The sequence below is a fragment of the Mesorhizobium sp. M4B.F.Ca.ET.058.02.1.1 genome, from assembly GCF_003952505.1.
GTDB lineage: Bacteria > Pseudomonadota > Alphaproteobacteria > Rhizobiales > Rhizobiaceae > Mesorhizobium.
This window is the reverse complement of record NZ_CP034450.1, coordinates 1,855,721-1,880,914: the sequence shown is the minus strand read 5'-3', so window position 1 is coordinate 1,880,914 and position 25,194 is coordinate 1,855,721. Positions and strand designations below refer to the sequence as shown.

Annotated in this window: 18 protein-coding genes; 1 reads left to right on the top strand and 17 read right to left on the bottom strand. The window is 59.1% G+C overall.

What is annotated here, in order from left to right; translation table 11 throughout:
- The first annotated feature begins 32 nt into the window (after window positions 1-32).
- Window positions 33-10,550, top strand: coding sequence for a hypothetical protein (locus EJ073_RS09580; protein ID WP_126055507.1), 10,518 nt, complete (start codon window positions 33-35; stop codon window positions 10,548-10,550).
- Here EJ073_RS09580 and EJ073_RS09575 read toward each other — a convergent pair.
- The 17 genes from EJ073_RS09575 to EJ073_RS09495 form a co-directional block, all read right to left on the bottom strand.
- Window positions 10,534-10,839 (bottom strand): hypothetical protein, encoded by a 306-nt coding sequence (locus EJ073_RS09575; RefSeq protein WP_126055506.1) that lies wholly within the window; start codon window positions 10,837-10,839, stop codon window positions 10,534-10,536. The genes EJ073_RS09580 and EJ073_RS09575 overlap by 17 nt on opposite strands.
- Window positions 10,839-11,090 (bottom strand): hypothetical protein, encoded by a 252-nt coding sequence (locus EJ073_RS09570; protein ID WP_126055505.1) that lies wholly within the window; start codon window positions 11,088-11,090, stop codon window positions 10,839-10,841. The genes EJ073_RS09575 and EJ073_RS09570 overlap by 1 nt, the downstream gene beginning before the upstream one ends.
- Window positions 11,087-11,371: a hypothetical protein gene (locus tag EJ073_RS09565; protein ID WP_126055504.1), complete on the bottom strand. Its 285-nt coding sequence runs from the start codon at window positions 11,369-11,371 to the stop codon at window positions 11,087-11,089. The genes EJ073_RS09570 and EJ073_RS09565 overlap by 4 nt, the downstream gene beginning before the upstream one ends.
- Before the next feature lie 198 nt (window positions 11,372-11,569).
- Window positions 11,570-12,106, bottom strand: coding sequence for a hypothetical protein (locus EJ073_RS09560; protein WP_126055503.1), 537 nt, complete (start codon window positions 12,104-12,106; stop codon window positions 11,570-11,572).
- A 3-nt stretch (window positions 12,107-12,109) separates the two neighbouring features.
- The gene (locus EJ073_RS09555) at window positions 12,110-12,541 is read right to left on the bottom strand and encodes a hypothetical protein (protein WP_126055502.1); all 432 of its coding nucleotides are present in this window, start codon (window positions 12,539-12,541) and stop codon (window positions 12,110-12,112) included.
- Window positions 12,542-12,673: 132 nt separating this feature from the next.
- Window positions 12,674-13,420 carry a hypothetical protein gene (locus EJ073_RS09550; protein ID WP_126055501.1) on the bottom strand — a complete coding sequence of 249 codons (747 nt, stop codon included), beginning with the start codon at window positions 13,418-13,420 and terminating at the stop codon, window positions 12,674-12,676.
- 50 nt (window positions 13,421-13,470) lie between these two features.
- On the bottom strand, window positions 13,471-14,202 hold the full coding sequence (locus EJ073_RS09545; protein ID WP_126055500.1) for an AAA family ATPase: 732 nt from the start codon (window positions 14,200-14,202) through the stop codon (window positions 13,471-13,473).
- 74 nt (window positions 14,203-14,276) lie between these two features.
- Window positions 14,277-14,819 (bottom strand): HNH endonuclease, encoded by a 543-nt coding sequence (locus EJ073_RS09540; protein ID WP_126055499.1) that lies wholly within the window; start codon window positions 14,817-14,819, stop codon window positions 14,277-14,279.
- Window positions 14,816-16,975 (bottom strand): primase C-terminal domain-containing protein, encoded by a 2,160-nt coding sequence (locus EJ073_RS09535; RefSeq protein WP_126055498.1) that lies wholly within the window; start codon window positions 16,973-16,975, stop codon window positions 14,816-14,818. Before EJ073_RS09535 ends, EJ073_RS09540 begins: the two co-directional genes overlap by 4 nt.
- Window positions 16,965-17,948, bottom strand: coding sequence for a hypothetical protein (locus EJ073_RS09530; RefSeq protein WP_126055497.1), 984 nt, complete (start codon window positions 17,946-17,948; stop codon window positions 16,965-16,967). The genes EJ073_RS09535 and EJ073_RS09530 overlap by 11 nt, the downstream gene beginning before the upstream one ends.
- Window positions 17,949-18,048: 100 nt before the next feature.
- Window positions 18,049-18,474, bottom strand: a complete 426-nt coding sequence (locus EJ073_RS09525; RefSeq protein ID WP_190233841.1) for a dATP/dGTP diphosphohydrolase domain-containing protein — start codon at window positions 18,472-18,474, stop codon at window positions 18,049-18,051.
- 1 nt (window position 18,475) lies between these two features.
- A complete protein-coding gene (locus tag EJ073_RS09520) occupies window positions 18,476-18,790 on the bottom strand; it encodes a hypothetical protein (RefSeq protein WP_126055496.1) in 315 nt (104 codons plus the stop codon).
- Window positions 18,791-19,038: 248 nt separating this feature from the next.
- Window positions 19,039-21,789 (bottom strand): DNA polymerase, encoded by a 2,751-nt coding sequence (locus EJ073_RS09515; RefSeq protein ID WP_126055495.1) that lies wholly within the window; start codon window positions 21,787-21,789, stop codon window positions 19,039-19,041.
- A gap of 17 nt (window positions 21,790-21,806) precedes the next feature.
- Window positions 21,807-22,322, bottom strand: a complete 516-nt coding sequence (locus EJ073_RS09510; RefSeq protein ID WP_126055494.1) for a hypothetical protein — start codon at window positions 22,320-22,322, stop codon at window positions 21,807-21,809.
- A 15-nt stretch (window positions 22,323-22,337) separates the two neighbouring features.
- Window positions 22,338-23,660 carry an AAA family ATPase gene (locus EJ073_RS09505; RefSeq protein WP_126055493.1) on the bottom strand — a complete coding sequence of 441 codons (1,323 nt, stop codon included), beginning with the start codon at window positions 23,658-23,660 and terminating at the stop codon, window positions 22,338-22,340.
- Between the two features lie 176 nt (window positions 23,661-23,836).
- Complete coding sequence (locus tag EJ073_RS09500) at window positions 23,837-24,451, bottom strand: H-NS histone family protein (RefSeq protein ID WP_126055492.1); 615 nt, start codon at window positions 24,449-24,451, stop codon at window positions 23,837-23,839.
- A gap of 150 nt (window positions 24,452-24,601) precedes the next feature.
- Window positions 24,602-24,916 carry a hypothetical protein gene (locus EJ073_RS09495; RefSeq protein ID WP_126055491.1) on the bottom strand — a complete coding sequence of 105 codons (315 nt, stop codon included), beginning with the start codon at window positions 24,914-24,916 and terminating at the stop codon, window positions 24,602-24,604.
- Between the last annotated feature and the right edge of the window lie 278 nt (window positions 24,917-25,194).

Below are 25,194 nucleotides of genomic sequence, written 5' to 3'. Positions count from 1 at the left end.
CTTTTTCATTTTCAAGATAATCCGAGGACCCCATGGCCGACGTAAACAGCAAGTTCGTCCAGGATCTGGCTCAGATCGGGAAGGCCACGACCGAAGGCGGCGTGGCACAGGACATGCTCAACGAAGCCATCAACCGGGGCAACGCTGTCGCGACCGACAATCAGATCCTCCAGGATCGCCAGAACCTGACGCCATTCGAGTTCGGCCAGAAGTATCCGCAGGCCGTGCAGTCCCAGCTGAACCAGCTGGATCAGGGCAACGCTGAACTGCAGAACTTCATGAAGGGCGCCACCGGGCGCGGGATCAGCGACAACATCGTCGACGTCGCCACCGGCTTCAATTCGGCCGTCGGTTCGATCGGCGTGCTCGGCGCCGGCATCGTCAACCCGAAACTGGGTGTCGGCGCCAACCAGCTGCTCAACGACTTCATCGGCTACACCCGCCGGGACATGTCGCAGCAGACCAAGCGCAACGAATATATCGAGGGTGTCCGCAGCTCTCTGGATCAGCAGGACACGGCGGCGCAGTTCGAGCAGGACGTCAAGACCGATGGATCCATGGTCGCCGGCCTGAAGCGTATCGGCCGTGATGCCCTCAATTCGGTCGAGCGGATTGCTGACAACCCGACGCTGCTTAAGAGCACCGTGGCTCAGGGCACTGGTTCTCTCGGCGCCGGCGGCCCGCTCATCAAGGGCTTGACCGCAGCAGGCATGGCGGCTCGAGTTGCTGCCCCGGCAGCAATCGGTCTCATGGAAGGTGGCGGTGCCTACTCCCAGACCGTCACCGACATCATGGGCCGCTCGCATGAGGATCTCATGCAGACGTCGCCTGACTACCAGGCGGCGATCGCCAATGGTGTGGATCCGCAGACGGCCAGGGAACACATCGCTCACAACGCCGGCATGACTGCCGCGGCGATCCAGGGCATTGCCGGTGCTGCCATCGGCAAGGTCACCGAAGTCGGCGCTTTCGAAGCAGCCCCGCTGAAGTTCCGGCCGATCGCTGAAGTCGCGCAGAACCTGATCAAGGAACCAGTCGAGGAAGCTGCCCAGTCGGTTACCGGCCAGGTCGCCCAGAACCTTGGCGTCAAGCTGCAGGCCGATCCGAACCAGGGCATCACCGAGGATGTCGGCAACCAGGCAGTGCTGGGCGCTGTCGGCGGCCTTGGTTCGGCTGCTGTCGCCCAGGCTCCGAGTCTTGCTCTCGGCGGTCTGAAGCAGGCGGCCAAGACGGCAGGCGTCGGCCTGAAATACGTTGCCGACACGGCCAAGCAGCGCGGGGAAAAGATCCTCGCCGATCGCCAGGCCGAGTCGACGGTCTCGCCCGAGAACATGGCACCGGCAGTTGCGGCCGCAGCTCAGGAAGCTCCAGCAGTCGCCGAGTCGTTGCGCACGGTTGCCCAGGAGAATGGCGCCACCGACGAGCAGAGCCAGAAGTGGATCAACCAGGTCCAGCAGGCTTCCCAGATCAAGCCCGAGTCTTTCGACGGGCTTCCTTCCCATCTGGCTCAGAACGTGGCGCAGTCGCCCGATCTCTTCGGGGCTGTCAGCTCCCTGGCTCAGGTTGCCAACGACGAGACCGCTGCTCCGGAAGATCGCACCGCTGCCGGTGCCTTCGTGCTGAAGGCCGTCCAGGACAACAAGAAGCTGTTCCTCGAGGATTTCCCCGAGTTCATGGACAAGGTCTCGCATGACAGCGAGGACTTCCAGCGCTTCCAGAGCTACGCCGGTATCCTGCAGGAGATCGCTCAGGTTCCGCAGGTCAAGCAGGCCATCGAGTGGGCCAGCGAAAAGATGCAGATGCCCGACCAGGATCTCTCCCAGGTCGACATGAATTCCGAGCAGGGCCACCAGATCGTCTCCAACCTGGTCAACGTGGCTCAGGTCGCTCCGCAGGCGGTCAACCCGAATGTCGCCGAGCAGGTCCTGTTCCAGGCGGATGAGGGCACCATCCAGCTCACCCCGGAGCAGAAGCGCGTGATCCGCAGCGCAACCTCGCTGCTCAACTCGGCACGGCTCTATGAGGCTCGCAACCGGCTTCCCGAGGCTGGCCCGGTCGAGAACCAGGCGCAGGATCTCCAGGACGAGCTCAAGCTCACCGAGGCGCATGACGAGCGGATGAACTTCGTCGGCCGCCAGATCGAGACCGATGGCGGCGTCAAGGGTCACCAGACCTCGCTCCGGGATCATGTCGCCGGCATCAACCAGGCCATCGCCCAGGGTGATGTCCAGACTGCTCGCCGCAAGGCTCAGCGGCTGGCGCTGTTCGCTCGCTCGATGCGCAACAAGGTCGTGGCGCTCAACACCTCGATCGCCAATGGCGACGGGCAGAACGTGGCCTATTCGGCACTGGGTCCAGATGACAAGTTCCTGCCGGCCGATGGCTACCACAAGGTTGGTGTGCGTGTCGGCAATGCCGGCTCCGAGCGTTTCGCCCGCAAGGTCCATGCCGAGGCACTGGCAACGAGCCAGCTGGCCAACGACATCGCCAAGCAATATCCGGAGTTCGGCATCCCCGAGCTCGAGATCCCGGCTCTGAATTTGGATGAAAACAGGGGAAGCTCGACACCTGCACCTGTCAAATCTCCGGCTACCACGTCAGAGACCAACAATGCGAAGGTGGAGCTTCCCCTTCCGCCTGCTCAGCCCGCCAGGGATGTCCGCCAAGAAACCCCTGCGGAAGAGGTCAGCAAGACGGAATCTACCGGTGAGACTGAGAAGTCGTCAACTCAGGAAGTGAGCGAGCCTGCTCCTGTTGTCGAGGAGCCGGTCGCAGAAACTGTGAAGGTTGAGCCTGTAGAGGCTCCTGTCGAGGTGGACGCGGAACCCGTTGCCGAGACGGTTCCTCAGCAGACCCAACCCGAAGAAAGCGCTGACGCTTTTCCGGCCGAAGCCCCGACGGCACAACAGATTGCCGATCGCCGGGTCCTGGATCTTGTCGAAGCCACGGAAGACACCGGCCCGGCTCTGACGATGGCCGAGGCATTCCCCAACCTGGTTCAGCCGAAAGGCCGCAACCGGTTCCATGAAGCGTTCCGGCTGCCGAAGACGATCAACTCCCGGATGCTCGACCTGACTGAAGCACCGCTCCGGGCATTCTACCGTATGCTGGGCAGCCTTCGTGCTGTGTCCGGTTTCGCGGAAGGTCTCGACGTGAGCAAGATCACGGCCGATGATCTCAAGGGTTTCCAGCGTCTCCTGGTTCTGGGCAATAAGGCGCTCAGCCACATGTACGACCGCCTCGATGCCAAGATGGCGGAAGACGGCCTGAAGGCCAAAATGGAGGCTGGCACTGAAGTCACGCGCTGGAAAGAGACCCGGGTCCTCAACCTGCTCGAAAAGAACATGGAGGATTATGACCCCCAGTTGATGCAGACGGCAGTTATCGCTGCTCTTGACTGGGCGCTCAACCTGGCTGACCGATCGGTAGAGCTTCAGAGGGGCGATGTCGCCCGCTTTATGGGCATCGATGAACAGGATGTCAGCGATGACATGGTGACCGCTTTCAACCGCGGCACCTCTGTCGACATTGCGAAGCGTACCCTGGCTGAGCATGTCCGCAAATTCTGGGGCGTCGAAGCCAATCGTGAAGTCAAAGAAGATTTCACCCGCGGTATCCCGGAAGGTGTTGCGGCCGAACTCTTGCACGGGCTCGAGGCTGCTGGCCTGATCAAGTTGGGAATGGAAAAATTCCCGGCCGTCTCCAACAAGGAGTTCGGCCGCGTCTGGTTCGATGTCCGAACCAGTGACGTCAAGGCGCTGATCAAGAGCCTGGATGGCGCCCACGAGCTGCTTGCCGACCTGGCCTTCAAGACCAAGGAGATCGAAAGCTACTCGATCGGCGAACCGGTGACGGAAGTCGACGGCACCCAGCTGCGCAATCCGACGGTCAAGACCACGGACCAGCAGAAGCAGGCGCTGGCCAATGTCCAGAAGACCCCCTACTTCCCGAACCATGATGTGTTTGACTTCGTCCAGGCCCTGGGCGAGGAAGCCTTCGTCTCGCTGCTCAGCGAGCGCCCCTACAAGAAGGGCGATCTCGACCGCAAGCATACCGAGATGGGCCTCAACAAGGCCCACTGGGAATCGGTCAAGGGTCTGCAGCGCCAGCTGGTGAACTCGTTCAACAACGTCGCCAAGCAGATGGCCGCGGTGAAACGGCACGGCGAGAATGCGCCGACCTACTACAAGCACCACGTCAACAAGCTGGGCCGCCTGCAAATGGCTGGTCTTTCCAACCCGCAGGCCGACAAGCTCGCCCGTGAGGTCTTCATGCCGACCGGAACCAAGCTGGATCTACGGGATCCTTCTGAATCGGATTTCGGCAAGTTCCTGATGACGATCGGCCAGGGTATTGCTGACCAGACCGGGGTCAAGCCTGAGAAGGCAATCCGGGCTGACGTCGTCAAGGCTGTCATCAAGACGGCCATGACCGAGGGCGGTGAACTTCGTCCCCTGGTTCAAGAGCTCAAGATCTGGCTCGACAAGAAGGGTCCTATTCCGGCCAGCACGCTCGAGCTGCTGCAGGCGGCAAAGCTCAAGCCGCATGGAATCCATTCCCTACTCACCCTGGCTCGTTACGAGAACGCCGGGGATCAGGGCCAGGATTTGTCGGCATTCGAAACGGCCAACTATCTAGAAGCTGACGGCAAGACCAACGGTCCGATCAATGCGTTGATGCTGTGGGCCACTGGCTCGATCACGCCGCAATGGCTGAAGCAGATCTCCAAGGGTGGTGTGTTCTTCGGCCGTCTCGGCAAGACGCTGAATAGCGAGTCCGAGGATGGCGTCTTCCACAAGATTGACCTCTATGAGGACAGCTCGACCAAGACCGAACGGAATATGGCCGATCTCAACGAGACCCTGGCTGCCGATGCGCCGGAAGCGTATGCGCTGTTCCAGCAATTCAAGCGACTCCTGGGAGCGCTCGATGCCAACGTGACGGTCGACGGTGACTCGCTCACCATCAAGCGCGGTCTCACCAAGAACCCGCTGACCATCACCATCTATGGTTCCGGAGCCAACGGCATTGCCGGCAAGATCGCTGATGAGCTGATCGGCGCCGTCTATGAGAAGCTGTCCGAAGCGATCCCCGGCAAGCAGGCCAACGATCTGCCCGTCATCCTCGATGACCTGCAGGAGTTGGTCTCCAGGCAGGTCCGTAAGGATCCGAAGAAAGGCTATTTCGTTTCCGGCAAGTCGGCTGAGCTCGTCGTCAATCCGCATGATTTCGTGCTCGATCGCAAGCAGCTGAAGGCTCTGCGTAACAACATCAAGATGTTCCTGGTCGACCCGATGCGGGATGCGATCCAGGAGAAGGTGACCCAGCACGTCGACACGACCACCGGTGCGATCCAGCAGGCTACCCAGCTGCAGTCGATCATCCTCAAGGGCATGTTCATCCAGGAGATTGCTGCCCGCATCGCCCTGATGAAGGGCGACCCGGCGAAGTACGACTACAACAAGGGGGAATTCCTGTCGCAGAAAGATCTGGATGATATTCTGAAAAATCTGCAGGTATATTCTCCGATAATCGATACCAAGACCCAAGGTTATTTCCTGTCGGGTGGTGAAAAGTCGGATCTTCTGACCCGGACTGAAATCCAGCCGGACGGTAGCGAGAAAGTAATCCATTCCAAGATCACGATCGACGGCAAGGAATATGAGATCCCGATGCCGGAGAGCTTTGCTCGCTCGCTGACGGGCGATTTGTCTTCACCGGCCTATGTCTATGGCCCGACCTTGGCAGGCGTCAGCTCGATCCCCACGCTCACCGTTGGCTCGGGCGATGGTCAGATGATGCTCAACTTCCTGGCTCAGAACCAGGAGGCAGCGAACCGTGTGCTGCACGTCTTCGACGGTCTCAACATGCCGGCCGACGCCATCGAGGATTATTCCCGCGGCGTCAACGAGGCTGTGTTCAAGACCTGGACGAGTAACACCAATCCGGTGCGTTCGGTCGCTGACAGCTTTGCCGAGTTCCTGCGCAACAGCCCGGTGGAAGCTCTGTTCCCCGGCGGTGCGTTGAACGATCCGCAGAACCAAGCTCTGAAGGAGATTTCGCAAGCCAAGGCCGGCAAGTTCGAACTTAAGCCGGAAGAGTTGCTCACGCCGGACGAGGCGAAGGAATACATGCAGCAGGTCCTGGCTCAGCTGAACCAGGTGGCCGAGCAGACCGATATCCGCCGGCAAGTGTATGCCGAGTTCCCGCTTTCGGTCGACCAGATGGCCAGCTCCGAGAGCCCGTTCGTCAACGAAGGTTCGGTCGAGCTGGATCCGGAAGCCGATCTTGCGACCATTGCGGAAGCGATGAATGCCCGCTACCAAGAGTTGCTCGCCGAGTCCCGGCTGAAGGAAGCCGGCAAGACCGCCATCGAGCAGGGGGATGAGACCATTCTGACCGCGGCCGCAGAAGTCGGTGCTGCAGATGAGACCGGTGCCCGTGTGCTCACTGGCTCGGATCTGACCGGCCTGTTCAAGTCGCTCTACAACAAGCTGACCCCGGTCCAGCGCGAGATGATGCGCCAGGCCGTGAAGCTGTTGGAGAAGTCCGAACATCGTCTGGTGCTGGGCAACAGTGCCCAGCTGCGCGCCTGGGAAGGTGTTTACAACGCTGATCGGGCTACCCCGAGCGATCAGGATTTCTTTGGAAAATACGATCCGATTTCCAAGATAATCCTCATCCCGAACCAGTCGGCCGAGACCATCGTCCACGAGCTGATCCACGCCGCCACCTTCGACAAGGTGAACGCTTTCTATGCCGACCCGACGCTGCTCTCCAAGGAAGAGCGTGATGCGATCACCCGCATCGAGGGTCTGATGGATGAGTGGCTCGCTCTCGACTATGGCAACGAAAATGCAGCCGGCTATGGCGCCCGCCGTGCGGCCGAGAATGCGATCCTGCAGCATCAGCGTGCAGGTCGTGACGCTCAGGCGCTGAACGAGTTCATGGCCTGGGTGCTGGGCAATGAGAACCTGGCCACGCTGGCTCAGAAGACCAAGGTCAAGAACCCGCTGTTCCGGATCGTCGGCGATGCGCTTCGTGCGCTCAAGGCGCTGATCTGGGGTGGCGAGAACAAAGGTCCTCGCGTTGGTGACTCGATCCTGTCGAACCTGCGCTTCAACACCAGGATCCTGATGGCTACGCCGAGCCAGGTGGAGCTGCTCAAGCAGGACTTCGCCACGACGGCGCTGTACCAGTCCCGCTACTTCGGCACCAGCGATCGGCTGAAGGCCATCCGCCAGCGGCTGAGCCAGAAGGTGGTTGCCTGGATGAACGAGGGCGGCCAGGATCTGACCGGTCATCACCAGCGCCTGGTTCGTGCTCGTGAGCTCGATGATGCCAAGCAGTCGGCCGCCGACATCGCCACGTCGTTTGCTGCCTACTTCCCGGATCTCGGGAACATGCAGGCGTGGACCACCTTCACCATGATCCAGGCGACCCTGGCGACCGAGGTGCAGCTGAACCCGAATTCGCTTTCGCGGATGGAGGATATCTACGCCGACGTCATCAAGTCGCTGAAGGTCACGGACTTCCGCGAGAACAACGATCCGAACGACCAGGCTGACGCCTACCATGCGCAGCAGATGTTCGATGCGCTGAACGGCCTCTACATCAACGAGACCGACAAGCATGGCCGGTCCTCGCTGATGAGCTCGTTCATCTCGCTCGCCATGACCAGTGACAGGTTCCGCAAGATCCTCGCCGGCATGAAGAAGCCGGAGACGATCAAGGACAATGCCAAGACGCTGGACGCGGCGATCGACAACCTGGGCAACGCCGGCATGGATCGGCTCTCCCTGGTTCTGTCGGGCGAGAAGCGTAACGACACCAATGTCCGCGATGCTCTCGACAGCCTGATGATGGCGATGATCGAGAACGTCGGCGACCAGCGGACCTTCATCGAGCGCACCACCGAGAACGGTCTCGACAAGCTCAACAACTACGTCGCCGATGCGGCGCAGAACCTGAGCGAGAAGGCCGTGCTGAAGAGCCGCCAGGTCGTGCAGACCAGCAGCAGCCCTGTCGTTCGCGCCGGCGCCCGCCTGGTCAATGCCGCGGCCACCATGATCAACGAGGCTCGGGCCGAAGAGGCAGCTCTCGGTGTCGTCTCCTGGCTCAACCGCCGGGAGGGTCTGAACCCGATCAAGGAACTGGTTGCCGATGTCGTCGGCCGCACCCGTGAGAATGCGCCGGTCTTCGACATGATCTCGAAGGTCCGGGCCGAGGTGCAGCAGACCCGTCAGCAGTTCCGTGACCTGCTCCCGGAGAAGCTGGCCAGTGCCTTCACCCGGCCGGTGTCAGCTGCCCAGTGGACCGCACTCTATAAGGTGCTTGGAAAGACGGATCTCGCGGCACTCCATGGGCGCCACGGGATCGTGGGTGGCCTTGAGCTCGTAAGCAGTGAAGCCCGCCGGAATGCCGAAATTCAGGCCCTTGAACAGACTTACGATCAACGGTTCCTGGTGAAAGCAAAGCAGCTCGCTCACTTCATGGTGACCGGGGAACACGGCCCACAGCTCCTTCGGAATGCTCATGCGATTGCTGCCTTCTCGGTTGCGGGTGTCAGGAACCTGACGCCGGCTCAGTCGATGGTCGATGACCTCGACCGCCTGGTCACGCTTTATGCCATCGAGCAGACGGACCAGCAATCCAGGGACATGGTCGCTGATCTGATCCGGAACCAGAAGGATGGTGTCGAGTTCGTCAACAACTACCTGGTCGGCCAGCGCACGGATGAGCTCGCCAAGGCACGCTCAACCACGGCAGCGTTGTTCAATCACTACAAGGGACATATCCCTTCGGAGAACCAGAGCGGCGGATCCTTGCTCATCGCTTCCGACAGCGAGCATGCTCACCTGGTAGGCCGCGGCTACAAGCGCCTGTCAGCCTACACTGGTTCCTCTGCCGATCGTGTGCTCGGCAACCGGTCTTATTATTTCGCACCGGTCTCCGGTCGGGCTCCGTTCAGTCAGGGTGTGCTGCAGACCGTCCATCAGACAGCTTCGGGCGTCGATCCCGAGACCGGCTATACGGTCGGCGAGGTCATGGCCGGTCGCATCGACGACGCTCAGATGGTGCGCCTGGTCGAACGCCAGCTGGCGAACCAGACGGCTACCAGGGAAAATCTCCTGCCGGTCTACGACAATGCCGGCCGGATCGTGGCTTTCGAGCGTGCGGCCGATCCCAGCAAGCTGATCAGCCTCAACCGTTCGACGGATCTGGCGCAGATGATCGGTGTCTGGCGTGGTCGCCAGGTCGAGGAGCTGTTGGCAAAGCAGGTCAATGAGGAGCTCGTCGACACGCTGCATCAGCTCTGGCAGAAAGGCCAGCGTGAAGGCCGCAGGAACGAGTTCGTCAACATCGCCAGACTCGATCCAAGGACCGACGATCGCATCCTGATCGAGGCTGAACGCCTGATCCCGAAGCAGAGCCGCGACTACATCAAGCAGGTGTTCGGGCCGGACCAGTTCTGGGTCCGTCGTGATATGCTGCTCGATACCTTCGGCGCCCGCCAGGCTTCGGTCGGAGATCTGTTCACCGGCAAGACCCGGTGGAAGCCGACTGTCGCCACCGAGTTCGAGAAGCTCGCTGCCGGCATCCTTGGCAACAACGCCTATTCGATCCTGGTTGGTTCGGAAAAGAACATCCAGTCGGTGGTGGCCAATGCCAAGACCCTGATCGTGGTCAAGTCGGTGATCGTGCCGGCGGCCAACATGGTCTCGAACATGTTCCAGCTGCTCAACCGCGGTGTCCCGCTTCGTGAGGTGCTGAAGGGTGTTCCGGCCAAGACCGCCGAGATCAATGCCTACATCAAGCGCCGCGGCCGCGAGATCTCGGCCGAGGCAGAGCTCAGGGCGGCCAAGGGCAAGAATGACCTGGTTGCCATCCGCAAGCTCGAGACCGAGATCCGCTCGCTGCAGGACAGCTACAAGCGCATGTCGATCTGGCCGCTGATCGAGGCAGGCGAGTTCTCGGCCATCTCGAATGGCCAGGTCACGGCCGAGGATCTGGCGATCGCCGACGGCAAATGGCAGAGCTATGTCGAGCGCAAGGTCAACTCGCTGCCCGATGGTCTCAAGACCCCGGCCCGCTATGCGCTGGTCACGCGCGACACGGCGCTGTTCCAGGGCCTGGCTCGTGCGGTGCAGTATGGCGACTTCGTCGGCAAGGCGATCCTCTATGACCACCTGAGCGGCCGCAAGAAGGTCGGCAAGCATGAGGCGATCGCCCAGGTCAACGAGGCGTTCGTCAACTACAACAAGCTCGCCGGCCGCGGCCGTCAGTATCTCGAGAGCATGGGTCTCTTGTGGTTCTACAACTACAAGCTCCGCATCATGAAGGAAGCTGCCTACATGTTGCGCCACAACCCGTTGCGTTCGCTGCTGATGACCGCCGTGCCCAACTTCCCGCTGATCGGGGACATCGGTTCACCGGTGGCCGACAATGCGCTGGCGCTGTTCAATGACGGCAAGCTGGGCTACTCGATCGGCCCGAGCATGGGATTGCATGCCTTCCGGCTCAACCCCTGGATCAATTTGATCCACTGAGATCCTTGAGATGCTGGAAGTCTTCGGACTTCCAGCTCCGGATGTTGCTATAGGCGAACAGGATGTTGAGCTCGTCACGGTCTCTCTGGCGGAACTCGAGATGAGGATCCAGGGTCAGGACCGGCATGTTGCGATAGCCGCGGAGCGAATCGACCCGACCGAAGAATCTCAGGATCGGTAGCCTGGGATTGATCTGATGGTCGACCCAGAGAATATCCCGGGCGATCCTCTGGCTGGGCGATAGGACGATATAGCGGTCAGCCGGCGACCAAGGCAGTGGAACTTGCATCAGTGGTGCTCCCAGGACGGCATGTCATAGGCGTCGTAACTGCCTGTGCCATAGCCGTGTTCTTCATCTCCGAATTCGTAATGGCGAGGCTCCTCGCCGATGTGACAGGTTTGCTTGTCGGCATTGAGCCAGCGGGTGATCGGCAACTGGACGCCATTGTTGAAGACGACGTAGGCCTTCTCTTGGCAGATGGCTGCGACACCGATCTTGGCATCCTTCATGGCGCCGAGCCGGCAGCTGTTTCCGCTCACTCGGACCCCCGAATGAAGACGACACCAGGGGTTATCAAGTCTGGTTCCTGGGCCAGATCTTCCTTGAGCAGGCGATAAAAGCCGTCATAGCTGTCCTGCCACATCTCGCGGTCGATTGAGCCGTCAAAGTTGAACCACCAGGCCCGCTGATCTCTGATCCAGATATCGGCGTGTCTGTAGGCCTTCTGTCGAGCATCCTCGATCGTCTCGGCCATGACGATGATGTCGCCGGCCGAATACTCCTTGAGGCAGCTGGCGGCCGCCCAGTGATACAGGTTCATTGGTTTCCCCGAATGAAAAGGCCCCCTCTAGGGGGGCCTGCTGATCGCTTTGTCTTCCCTGAGAATCCCGTAGGCGATAACCGCTATACCAGCGAAGATTAACAGGAAAGTCATTAATGGGATTATCCACACGATTATGATGAATAATCCCAAGGTGACCAGCGCTGCAATGAGCAGCGCCTTGATGACCGCCATGGCTTACTGGGTCGGCTTCGTCAGGTTGGCGAAGAGCGACTTGGCAGCGGCAGCCGTGTCGGGCTTCGGTGCCGACGGTGCAGCCGACGAAACCGCATCCGGGAAGATCTTGGTGGTCTCGGCCGGGATCTCGTTCGGCTGGGTCACCGGCTTGTCTTCCTTGACGATCGGCTGGTCGGTGCCGGCGGCATCTTCCTTCCACGGCAGATCCTTGGAGGCGTCAGCAGCGCTCTCCGATTCTTCCTGGACATTGGCGGTAGTCTCGGCCGGCTTCTCCTCGGAAGCCTGCTCAGCAACCACAGTGGCGTCCTTGGCGCCCTGAATAGCCTTCTTGCGGGTGGTCTTCGGCTTCTGGCTCGGAGCTTCGCCACCATCAGCGCTGTCGATGTCGACAGCCGCGGTCAGGTTGCCGTCCTTGTCATCCTCGAAGGTGACGGTGATGTTCTGGTCGGTGGCCGACGGGAGCTCCTGACGCACGAACAGGCGCACGGCCTCCTCGAGCTCAGCCTGGCTCAGTACGGCCCGCATTTTGATCTGCATGGTTCAAACCTCTTGGAAAAGTCGGAGTAAGTTCTGGAACACAGGCGTTCTCACGCCCGAATGGATGGCAGCGATCCCATCAGCAAGGTGTTCAGCTTTATCTGGAATCTTGCCGGCATGCACCGGAAAATTCGCATCAGGGTAAAGCTCGACCGCCCTGTCGATCATATCTCGCTTGGTGGCGTTCTTGTCCCCTGTGAAAATCAGTTTCGATTCCGTGGCGGTGACCTCGATCACCTGATGCCCTGCTGCCCGGAGAGCTCCCAGGATGCCGACACAGATGCCGTAGCTGGCCATCGCCCTGGCTGATTGCGAACCAACAGGCACCTCGGCGAAGATGACCTTCGCCTTGCGTGCCGCGGCGAACACCGGAGCCGAGAGCTGCTCGGACCGGTGCAGGTCGTTTGAATTCTGGCGCACCTGCTTGCCCTTCAACTCCTCCGGATGGATCAGGGTGAGGTGGGGGTCGAAAGCACGCCAGTCTTCAAGCAGAGGTTGGCCTCGGCAAGGCCCCAGTTCACGAGAGCCGGATCCATGCCGAGGACGGGGATGAGCATTGCCTGCCCCTTACGCGCCGAACAGCGAGGTGGTCTTGGCCGCGCTGTCGTTGGCCTTGGGAGGCATTCCCGGCTTGCCGGAACGACCGGCCTGGCCGCCGACGCCGTCCTTGATCGAGCGACGATCGCGGGTCTGGCCCTTGTTCTTCTCGACCCAGGCGCCGTAGAAGGTCGGGGTCTGGATCTGCTTGCGGGCCTCGACGACGGTCAGGTTCGACGGGTAGTGGAAGATCTTGTCGGTGACATTCTCCTCACGGCTGTCGGCCGTATCCTCGTAGACGCCGGCCGAGTTCTTGGCCTGCTTGTTCTTCAGCTCCTTGAGGATGCCGAAGGTGACCTTCTTGCCGAGCAGCTCGACCAGCATCTGGACGCCCTTCGGCACTTCCTTCTTCTGGTCCGGGTCATAGATGTTCATGACCTTCTCCTCGGTCGCCTGGGCGGCGAGGGGCTTGTTGGTCGTGACCAGGCACATGTCGTCGACATGGGTGAAGCCCGGCAGCGGCTGCTTCTTGCCGTCCTTGGTGAAGAAGTTCTCACCGTTCTTGTTGGTGATCCAGAATGTCTCGCGATACTCGCCGGCATCGTCGGTGGCGAGGATCACGGTGATCGACTGGGCTTTGGAACTGGCAGCCGCGCCGGCGTAAGCCGCCTTGATGGTGCCGGTGTACGGGCCGGAATCGTGGATCCGGAACCCGCCGAGACGGTCCTGGGTTTCCTCGAGACCGTCGGTGGTCAGTCCGCCGAAGAGATTCGACATTTGGTAGTCCTTTCAGTGGTTTAGTTCAGGTTGGTTTTGCGGTTTCTGGATCAGTTGGCGTAGAACTTTGCCAGATGATCCAGGAGGAGCTGGCAGTCGTTGTCGATGAAGGTCTGCTCCTTGGTGAACATCCCCATCGGCGACCGGATGCGTTCCCCGGTCGTTTCCTTGGTGATCCGGGTCTGGAAGACGTGCTTGAAGCCCAGCTCCCGGTCTTCGTCAGTGATGGTGAGCAGGTCGGAGCCGTATTTCTCCAGCTCCAGCAGCGACACCTTCTTGGTCGACACCACGGTCGAGAAGTAGGCTTCGACGCCGTTGTTCTTCAGCGCACCCTTGATCGGCACCTCGGTCTTCAGCTCGTACTTGGTGGAGTCGAGCTTATCGAGCAGGTGGGCGGTGACGATCGTCGGCTTGCCGAACTGCACCACCTTCTGCTGCATCAGCTCCTTGAAGAACTGGGCGAAGTTGCCCCAGGCCTTCTGGGTGTCGTTGGCGCCGAGCACGTAGACCGACTCGTACATGTCCATGAGGAACGTCACTGAGTCGACGATGACACCCTTGAACTTGTCCGGGTTAGCGATCGCGTGATCGAAGCCTTCCAGCACCTGATAGGGATCGGAGATGCGGAAGTTCTTGAACTGGTTCCGGAACGGCAATCGCTTGCCGGCCTCGGTGTTCAGGTACATCCACTGTTCCTGATCCTTGATGTTGCGCAGACTGGCGCTCTTGCCGGTGCCGGAGAAGCCCGACACCAGCACCAGCTGGTCGTTTGTTTCTGCCATATTAACCTCGATTTAGTTGCGGATTATTGGAGATAATCGAGCCAGAAAAGAAGGCTCGATTGCTCAAGCCTTCTTCAAGCAAAGGCCCATTTGAACCCTTTGTGATGATCTCGTTGTCCTGAGATCACCATGCTGATGTTCCCTTGCGAGAACCCGTGCCGGCGAGCTTCAGCCATCGAAGGAAAGGTCTGGATCAACTGCCCGTCCAAACCCAGTTGGTTGACTGGTTTGCTGTTGGGACAATCCGCATTGATTTTCCCTGCCCAGGTCGGATTGCCGACGCGAAGGCCGAGTTGGAATGCGTGCTGTGCATTCTCACTCTCCGTAGCCCACTCGAGATTGGTCTTACGGTTGTGAATCTTGATCCCGTCCCTGTGGTTTACCTCCGGCTTGTTCATCGGATTGGGGATAAAAGCCTGAGCAACCAATCGATGAACCTGGCAGAATAGGCGCCCGGTATCGGTGGTTAAGGTCACTGTTAGGTAACCTTCTTTGGACAGACGCAGCTTCATCAATTTAGGAGCAGCCCGTCTATTCCCCGCATTATTTCGCAGAGAATAGACGTTACCGTCTTCGTCAACAGAGTATCGGCCGTTGAAGATCTCGATCATCGTCATGCGTTTTGCTGTTGAAAGCGTTTCGCCACGGTGACCAAAATTGTAGAATCGATCTCCTGCTCGGTCATGCTGTCCGACAGTTTCTTGTTGAACGCATGCACCTGGGCCTGCACCGCTGGCAGATCCCAACCAGCATCGACCAGGCACAGGGCGTACTTGATCATCTGGTTGTTGCGGTTGCCGGTGGCGATCCTGGAGGCGAACCAGCGTTCCAGGTTGTCGAGGGAACCAAGGTCCTGGCTCGACTTCTTGTAGAGCTCGTTCCGGCTGGTCTTCGGGATGAAGTTCAGCACGTCGAGGATCTCGCCCTCCAGGTTGTAGTGATGTTGCCCGCCGGCGAAGCTTTCCCACTTCTTGGCTCGCTGGTTGGCCGACTCGTCGGTCGCAAACGGTAGCCAGTCCATGATGTTGTTCATGAACTCCTTGTATTCGTCGTGGTCGAGCTCGAGGCGGTAGTTGATCGGCATCATCAGCCGGAAGCGGTTCTCCTCGTCGCAATGACGCTTGGTCGTGTAGGTGAGGAACTTGAACTCCTTCATCAGCTCGTGAGCCTGATGGAGCGAAGCCCCGCCGTCGACGTCGATGGCGATCATGTTGAAGCCAGCCAGCACGTTCTCCTCCGAGCGGTGACCGCCCTTGAAGTGGTGGTTCGCCCAGTGGAAGTCGGCCGTCTGGGTGAGGATGTGCAGCTTGTCGAACGGCACCTCCTCGGGCAGGTAGTTGTAGGCCCAGTGGTTCGAGTAGGAGACGACGATCTTGTCGAGGTCAGTCTCCTTCAGCGTCTCGCCCTTGAAGAGCTCGATGCCGTCGGCGAACGACTTCTTGATGATGATGTGCTTCTTGTAGCCCCAGGCTGTCGCCAAGGTCATCATCTCGTTCCTCGCCGCCTGGCTCGACTTGTAGAACGGCAGGGCCTCGTGGAGATCGGCATGGGTGACTTCCGTGCCGATGCCGGCGATGTACTTGGCCAGCTTCACGTAGGTCTTCTCGCGGTTGAGGATGGTCTGGAACGCAGCCCCGGACTCCTCGACCAGCTTGATCGCCGATGACAGATGCTCCATCAGGATCTCGGTGGATCCATCGACGAAGGCATAGGCGCCGGCGAGCTTGAGCGCCTTCATGTAGCGGTGCGACAGCTCGGCCTTCTTGATCTCCTCATGATCGGCCATCTTCTCGGCCTGCTTTTCGCATTCGATGCGATAGGCGAGAGCCGCGATCGAGACCGAGTCGGGGACTTCCATCTTCCAGCCGAACACCGCCGGGTCGGCCAGCGTGTAGAAGTGGCGAGCCCATTTGGTGACGGCGGCATCGACACCCGTCTGGGTGAGCGACTTGAAGACCTCTTCCGCCGTCTGGTTCTGGTGGGCACGGCTGTTCTGCACGCCGTAGCCGAACAGGCAGCGACGGGCATAGCCGGTCTCGAGAAAGGAATAGAACTCCTCCTCGGTCTTGGATCCATCGAACAGCTTCGACGGCGTTCCGAAGAGCAGCATGTTGGTCGGCGTCTTGCCTTCCATGTCCTCGGCCCGCTGGTTCTCGGCCGTGTTCTTGGTCAGCTTCTGCTTGACCAGGCCCTGGTCGTAGAGCTCCAGGAACAGGATCAGCAGCTCGGCGTTCTGCAGCAGGTTCGAGCCGATCTCATCGATCTGCAGGTTGACTGAGCCACAGGTGGCCATCAGGAGCTTCTGGCGCAGCTGCTTGACCGCCGGCGGGGTGCCGGAGTCGAAGGTGAAGGGATAGGCGCCGGCCTGGCGGAATTCCTTCGCAGCCTTGTCGTATTCCTCCTGCTGGTCGGTGCCGTTGCGGGCAGCCCGACTGTTGGCGATCACCCACAGGTTCTGGTCGGCGACCACCGGGAAGGTATCTTCCATGAAGCGGGTCTTGAAGCCCTTGAGGAATTCCTCCTCCATGATGCCGACCGAGTGGCCCTTGCCGTAGCCGGAAGTGGCCAGGGCGAGCGCATAGATGTTCACCGGCATCTCGCCACGGTCCTTGGTCTGGATCGTGGCCCGCATGGTCGATGCCATCTTGCCCATGAAGTAGGCGACCTCGGTCCGGAAGAAGCCGCGGTCGGTGTTCTGGGTCTTCGAGCAAAGGATATCGACGATCTCCTCCAGGGCCGGATGGTGATCGACGGTTGAGAGGTCAAGAGACAAAGTATTGATCCTTTTGCTTGCAGGCATTGAACGCCGGGCACCATTCGCAAGCCTTGACCTCACCGGCGACTGCGACAACGATGCCCTTGCCGCCCTTGGATGCCATGAAGGCATGGGCTTCGGACTTGTCGTCGAAGTTCTTGGTGGATCGGCCGCTGGTCTTGCTCGGGTCCGAGTAATATTTGTAGACGGTCTCTCCGCGCCACAGCTCCTTGTCGGTGCAGTAGGGGATCTCCTCGTCCGGCGAGTTGGCGTATTTCTGGATCTCGGTGAGCTTGTTCCGGATGAACCGCTCGGTCTCCTCCAGGGAGGGCATGAGCACCGGATACTCGATCGCCTTGGTCTGCGGATAATCCGCATCACCACGGGCTCGGGCCTTCTGCCAGTCCGTGAAGATGAACTGGATGAAGATGTGCTCGTCGGTGATGAGCTCAGGATTGAGCCAGCGATAGATGCCGCCCTGGAGCGCGTAGTCCTGGTCCTTGCGACCCAGGAGATAGGCGAACACCGAAGTCGACTTGGCGTCGAACAGGCGTCCCTGGAGAACCAGGTCGAACTTGCCACCGATCTTGTAGGTGACGCCGTTGACCGTGATATCGCGGAAGGCCCGCTGTTCCATCCACACCGGGATCAGCGCCGTGTTGGCGAGCAGCTGTTCCTCGGACGGGTTGACGCAGATGTTCTCGGCGATGTGGTCCGGGTAGCCCAGCTTCTTCATCGCCCAGCGGCCGGACTTGGTCCACGCCTTCTCGATCGAATCGTGGATGGCGGTTCCCATGCTGGAAGCCAGGAAAGCCGAGATGTCGACCTCCCTCTCTTCATGGTTCACCCGGCGCGACAGGACCAGCTGGCGGGTGCTTTTCAGCAGGCTGGTGGCCGAGATGTAATTGGGCTCGTCGATGTAGTCGTACTCATCGTGGAGCAGCCAAACCGCCAACGGCAAGCTAAGGCCGTGTACATTTGTCAGGCGCATGTTTTCCTCGAAGGGGATTATCTGGTGGATTTTGGGCGCATCTCACCAAGGGGATTGAAGAATATCCCCTTGGCGCATTATTGCAATAATAATTTGAAAATCAGGTCAGGATTTTCGAGAGGTCCATCAGCTGGGCTTCAGCTTCGGCTTTTGCCGCGGCGACCTTGTGATCCATCGGAGGCGCATTGAAGCGCAGAAGCTGCTGGAACTCGTCGGCCGGCAGATTCATGAGTTTCATTTCCAGCAGGAACAGGATGTTGCAGGCTTCGTGGGCCAGGTGCAACAGACCGCTCTCCGGGTCGGTGATACCGAGGCCGGCGAGCTCGTCGAACATGTGCCGGAGCTTGGCGTCCTTGTAGCGATATGCCTCGACACGCTTCCAGCTGTGTGCCTCGTATTTCTGGGCGCCGTAGGACAGGACGGCGATGATCAGCATGAGGGCTCTTGGCACGCCCTCCAGCAGGAGCGACGGCAAGAGCTTGCCGCCGTCCGCCTTGAACTCCTGGTTCTTGACCGGGGCGTTCATGTCAGTTGACCTGGTTCGCCGCGGCAGGAGCTGCGGGAGCATCGTTGAAGCCGGCATGGAACTCGTCCGGCGTCATGTGGCCGAGATGGCTGATGCTCACCGTGAAGACGTCGGCGACCTGGTCATCCTTGCCCAGCTCGGCGGTCTGGCTGAAGCGGCCGAGCACGGCCTTCTGGGCATTGGCCAGGTCGAGCCGGGCGATGTAGTTCTCCTTGGTGGTCAGCAACGCGTTGAGGCTGACCCGCTGGTCTCCGGTCTTGGGATTGACCACCACAACCTGGGCGGCCACGAGCCAGAAATGAATCTTGTCGGACATGATAGGCATTATCTCCAGATATTTTGAAACATAATGAACCTAATCCGGCTTGATAATAAAAGCCAGAGCAAATCCACTACGATGTGTCGGTTGGGGTTCCGAGATCCCGATCAGAGAGTCGTTGTTGGCACGACTCATAAACCTTCGCGGTTTTTATGAAAGGCGGTTATCTCGATTTTGGCCCACATTTTATTGTGGGATATTCAAAGATAATGAGGCCGGGAAGTTTCCCTCCCGGCCCCTGATCCTTATGCAGCAAGCTTTTGAGCTGGTTTTCCGTTCAGCTTGTGGATGTGCTTTTCGAAGGCGGCGTAGATTTCCGACGATGTAGCATCGTTGGGGATAACTGCCTCATGGCTCCAGTTCGGGTAGAAAATACCGAACTCGCCACCAAGCTTCACCTCGTCGTGCCAGATGTCGGGATGGTTCTGCCACTGACAGGCTTTCACCACCCACTTGTTGAGGCGTTCGATGACGTCGACGTTGTCCCGGGCCAGATAGTATTGGGCATCGTGGATCTGGGCGCAGGGCTTGATCGAGTGTTTGAACTCGCTCTTCCTGACCTGACTCATGGTCTCGGAGCCTGCTCGGGAATTGAGCAGGCACCAGGACTGTCCCAATGCATTGCCGGCCGTCCTGCCCTCCGCTTCAGCCTGGAAAGGCGTCTTGGAAGTGCCCAGCACGACCTGGTGAAGCATTGGCGTCCTGACCCTAAGCCCGAAGGCCGCGGTGACATATCCATCTTTGCAAGCCTGGACGATCTTGGCTTTCACCCAGTCGTCGGAGACCTTGTAGAGTTCATGGTAGCTGGACTCGACCGATTTGGCCTTTGCCTCGTCCCAGCCGAGCTGCTGCATGATGCCGATGTAGGTGCCGCCATAGGTCAGCAGGAACGTAGGTGTCTTCGATTCCTGTCGAAGAGGTCCATATTTCTTGCTGTTCTCGTGGTCCTTATCAGCCATCGTGTTGATGCTCTCCACCGTATCCACGATGTCGGGCATCTGATCGCCGAAATAAGCATAAGCTCTCATTGAATGGCCGTCGTAGCCATCGGTGTAAACCTTAAGCTTGTTCGGGTCCTTCGTGGTGAGTGCCGAGATCCGGTCCTCTAGTGAGGCGAAGTCGATGCCACAGAAGAACCAGCCTGGAGGTGCCACAAAGCAGCTCTTGATGAACTTCCCAAGACTAAGCTTTCCGTCTTTTACGAACGGTGCCAGGATCGGGAATTTCGCCAGCAAGGCTTCCGACAAAGCCATGTCGACGTTGGCCGGCAGGTTCTGGAGATTCACCTTGCTCGACGACAACCGTCCTGAGACGGTTCCGCCAAGATTGAAGAATCCAAAGAGCCAATGCCAACCATCCGGACCCAGCCGCGCATTGAGAAAGTGTGGCATGAAGTTGGTGAGGATCGTCTCGACCGCCATGAAGTCCATGAGCGCTTCGAGCAAATTCTTCACCTCTGGATCCGAGGTGTGATTTACGAGTTTCTTGAGGGTTTTGCCACCGGTGGCGGGCTGCTTGTTATCGGTATAATCAATGACAGGAAGACCGATAACCTCGTAGAGAAGCTGCTGCAGCTGATTGCCCGAATTCGGATTGAACGTCACCTCCTTGCGGACGTTTTCGCTCTCCTGGGCGAGCTGAGCCATTTCTGCAATGGTCATGCGCTTCTTAACCCACTCGGAATTCTTGAGATTCGTGTAGGCTTCGAGGCGCATGTACTCGAACTTTCGGATGATTGGCAGCTGAAGCATCCGATCTGAGGCATCACCACGGATGCCTTCCAGCGCCTGATTGACCAGCTTCACCTGCTCGATGTCCATCGGCATTCCGGTGAGCTGCATCTGGACGATGTCCACGATGGCTGGTTTGAAGATGGTTTCGTAGATGTCAATTTGCTGGTCAGCGACCATCTTCGGGTGGTTCTTCTCATGAACGAACCAGGTGCCGAGAGCGTCGACCAGGTTGTACTGGAGGAGCTGCGGCAGGGGTATTTTGGTGATGTCCTTGATCTCCTCCTGGGCATAGTCGCCAGCGTACTCCTGGGCCTGGTCCTTGAGGCTGAGCCGGTTGCCGGCGCAGCTGTTGGTAGCCAGGTAGGAGATGAGCTTGGTGTCGTCCCAGTTGCGGAGCATGATCTCCAGGCCGCGCAGGAGCCCCTCGTTGTCGAGCAGGTCATCCATGAACAGCTGGTAGATCAGGACGTAAACGTCGAAGGCGATGTTGTGATAAACCGCCTTGCGCAGATATTTGCGGAAGAACTCCCGGAGCAGTGCTCGGACCAGTTCATTCCTGACGTTGCGGCCGAATGGCGCTTCCGTGGCGCCGGGGATGGGTTCGTAGTCGACCGGGAAGGCGATGCCTTCGGTCTTCGACCAGGCGAACGAGATCGTGCCGATACCGCAATCGTAGTGCTTCAGCGAGAAGCCCTCGATGTCAATCGCCAGATCCTTGTCCATCTCCAGGAGACGATCTAGCCAGTCGCTGATCTCTTCGATGGTCTGGGGATATTCGGCGAACTTGATGATGTCGACGCCTGGATCCCGGTAGGTGCCGGTCCGCCAGCTCTTCAGCGCATTGATGCCGAGCTCGATCTTCTGGGTCACCTTGACCGGATCGTAGAAGACCGTGCGGTAGTTGGGCACGTAGGCGACCTTCCAGTCGCCGAACTCGGTGTCGAGCACATAGCCGATCGCCTTGTCGACCGTCTTGGCCTTGGTGAAAGTCTTGAAATACTCACCATCGGCGACGAGCAGGTACTTGACGTTGAGGTCGGCAAGAGTCGGAGCCAGCTCCTCCTGGATGTAGGCCTTCATCTCGGCCGCCGGCGTCTTCTTCTTGCCCGGAGCCTGGTGCAGATCGATGACGATGATCTCGGCCTCGCTGAGGCCATAGGGCTTGATGTAGTGCTTGAGGATCTCATCCTTTCGGATATCGTTGACGAGAATGCAAATTCGATAGGAGCTCCGTTCCTCGGAGCCGAGGGTCAAATACCGCATTTTCTTCCTGGATTTTCTCAGTAAAGCAGTCTGGCCGCGACGTAAAATTCGATCTTTTCGCGCAACTGCATATACTGTGTATATGATCTGGGATTATCTGCCAAGGTGAATGCTTCCTCCCTGGTTCGAGCCAGGTGGCGGCACTCGGGGATCAGATCCTTGACGCAATTGGGCAGTGCATCACGCATGTCCTGCCATGTCCGGCAGTCCCGCAACACCAGAGTGAAGGCCTGGCGGATGCGGTCCTTGTCGTAGTTGACGGTCTTGCGCTCGGCCAGGATGGCATCCATCTCGCCGACCAGGCTCGGATGCAGCAGGCCGTATTTGCCCCGCTGACGGCTGGCGCCGGTGAGCTCGGAATAGATCTCGCCCATATGGCGGAAGCCGTCTGTCGATCCGCCGAGAGCGGTGTTCCTGGAAACCATGCCCAGCTCACGCTTGGCGAGCTGGGCCTCTTCCCTCTCGAACAACAGCTTCAGGAGGGTCATCACGTTGGTGAACAGACGGTGGTCGCCATGCTGTCCTATGGCCATGGTTCGATCCTTTCCTTACGAGAGGTCGAGACCTCCATACTTGGCTGCAAGGTCTCCATAAAGGACAACCCTGCTCCGAGCCCGTGAAAACGCAACATAGAGCATCCGGGCCGTCTGGCTCGGAATATTGCATGTGCTGATATTACCAAGATCCACGAAGACTGTCTCGTAGGTGGACCCTTGAGACTTGTGGACAGTGGCCGCATCACGAGGCCGGAGGTCGGCAAAATTGTTCTTGAGATAGAACATTCTCGTCCAGTTCTTCACCCGACCATAGTATTTGACGAGATCGTCGAAATGCTTGCGGTTGGTCGGCAGGGCGACATGCTGGTAGACGTCACCGAACTGATCGCGCAGATCCAGGACTTCGATGTCGAGGCTGACATCGTGTTCCTCGTCGATCATGACACGGTTGGCGCCGTGGTTGTTGAGCACCTCGACTTCCATCTCGATCGCGATGTTGCCGTGACGATGGTGGAGCACCGAGTTGGTGACCAGGACTTCGCCTGGCTGGAACGACGCCGGCAGGTTGCGCATGCTGCGGATGTGGTCGTTGTACTCGATCACCCGCTTGTTGGTGTAGGCCAGGATTCGGGCCGTCGAGTTCTGCTTCATGAAGGTCCGGTCGATCTCGGCCTGCATCTGCGGGCCATCGAACAGGTCGATGACACCAGGCACCGGCTTGATCGGCTTGAAGGTTCCGGTGGCGACGGTGTCGCGCAGCTGCTGGCAGATAGCCATCAGCGCCGGCTGGTTGACGTTGCGGACCGGCTGCAACAGCTCGACCATGGGAGAGTCGCGCTTGTAGATCGGGGACAGGTCCTCGTTCACCGGAGCCAGCTGGTGGCGATCGCCGACATAGACCAGCTTGCAGTCCATGGTTCCGTCGTGGAGCATGCGCCAGAGACCTGTGTCGATCATCGAGGATTCGTCGATGAAGATGATCAGCTTCTGGTGGACCTTCCACTTGGAGGTCTGCTGCAGGAATGTCTCGCCGGTCTTGAAGTCGTTCTTGACGGTCAGGTTGAAGAACGATGCCGTCGTCTGGGTCGGCCGACCGGTGGCCTTGCCGAGCACCTCGGCCGCCTTGTTGGTGGTCGCCGTCATCACGACTTCGGTGTATTCCGGCTTGATGCCGAGCAGCTTGCACATCTCGAGGTAGCGCGGCATCGTGTTGTCGATGATGTAGTTCATCAGGTAGGTCTTGCCGACGCCGGCCGGACCCGAGATGATGAACTCCTTGTCGTCGCTGAACAGGAACTCGAGGAAAGCATCTGCCGCGGCCTTCTGGCCGTCATTGAGATTGTAGGCGGTGCTGGGCTGGATCTGGATATTCATAAAATATGCTCGTGGGTTGGAGCCAGGCAAAGAAATGCCGGGTCACTTGGCGCCTATCCGAAAGCGTTGCTGACCCGGCGGGTGATAGTAGCGGGTGACCAGGCCTCACAGGCTGGACTGCGTCCGAAGAGCGACCTCAGACCGGATGATGCACCCTAGCCGCCTCGTCAGGCGGATTACTTGATCTCGAAGGGAGCTCGGTTCTTGCCCTTGATCCAGGCAGGCTCCTTGCCGCGGCCGGACCAGATGGCTCCGGAGACCGGATCCTGGTACTTCGGCTTGGCCTTGACGCCCTTGCGCTTGACCTTCAGGCCGCCCAGGGCTTCGACGAGTTCGTCGACCGGGATCTTGTAGGTGTTGACCACCTCGACGATCTGGGCAATGACGCTCTGCTTCTCAGCCTGGCGCTTCTCCTGGATCTTGCGGTTGATCTCCTCCTGCTGACGCTGCAGATCTTCGACCGACAGTTCGTCCAGGTTCTGGCCCTCGATGGGATCCTCTTCCCTGGCTTCGGCATCGGCTTCGGGAGCCGACACCTCTTCGGTGATTTCTGCCGGCGCCTCAACCAGATCTTCCAGCCGATCTTCAGACTGGTGATTGACGGGTTCGGTCACCGCGGCGGCGACTTCAGGCTCTTGAACGACGATGGGCTTCTCCGGATCCCCTGGTTCCCGCGGCTCGCCACGTTCCTTGCGGAGGAAGGCCGGAACGGACTCCTCCACGAGAGCTTTGTCGAAGACCAAACGTGGGGTGAGGGCAGTTGGCGCCTCACCCGTAGCTTGCTCACTCATTGTTAACTCCTATTCGGGTTTATTCGACCAGAGACTTTAGTACCCCTTGTCCGGTCGAATCATGCTATTCGGTTCGCTTCGAGACCCTTGTGGTTTTCAATTATTTTGTCAAGCTAGAATCTCGTAAATCGGTAGATAATCCCTTAATAATCAGGATTCAGTGATCGGCGCCGCCCGACCCATGAATTCTTTGATCAACAGTGACCTGACGAAGTCCTTGACCGTGTGTCCAGGTCCCAACTGGTTCATCAACCATTCCTGCTGTGAGACAGGCAGGGCACTGAAGATGTCCTCCATGAATGCCCGGCGGGTGTCTGCCGGGGGAATGCCAAGCGCGTCCAGGCGGTATTTGACCGTCGTGTGATGCACGCCGAGCCGTTCTCCGATGCTGGTGAGCGACAGGCCGATGTTGTTGAGCCTCACGATCTCCGTATCGTCTGCTTTTCTTTTATATCTGGCGGCCATTTTCAGTTTCTCATTCTCTCGGTTTTGTTAAATATGTCTCGCACATTATCTTGATTATGTCGAGATTATCAACACCCAAGAAAACAAATCCCCCGTTCGCCACGGTTGATCGGACCAGGCGAACGAGGGACCCAAAACCCTCCAGAAGGTTTAGTCCGTGTGACAAGAATGTGCCGTCTCGCAGTGGGTCAAGAAAGCTAGACGCCGCAAAATGCCAGAAGTCTCAAGGACTTACCAGCTCCTCGCTCTGACTGTGTCACCAGAACTGCGATGATGAA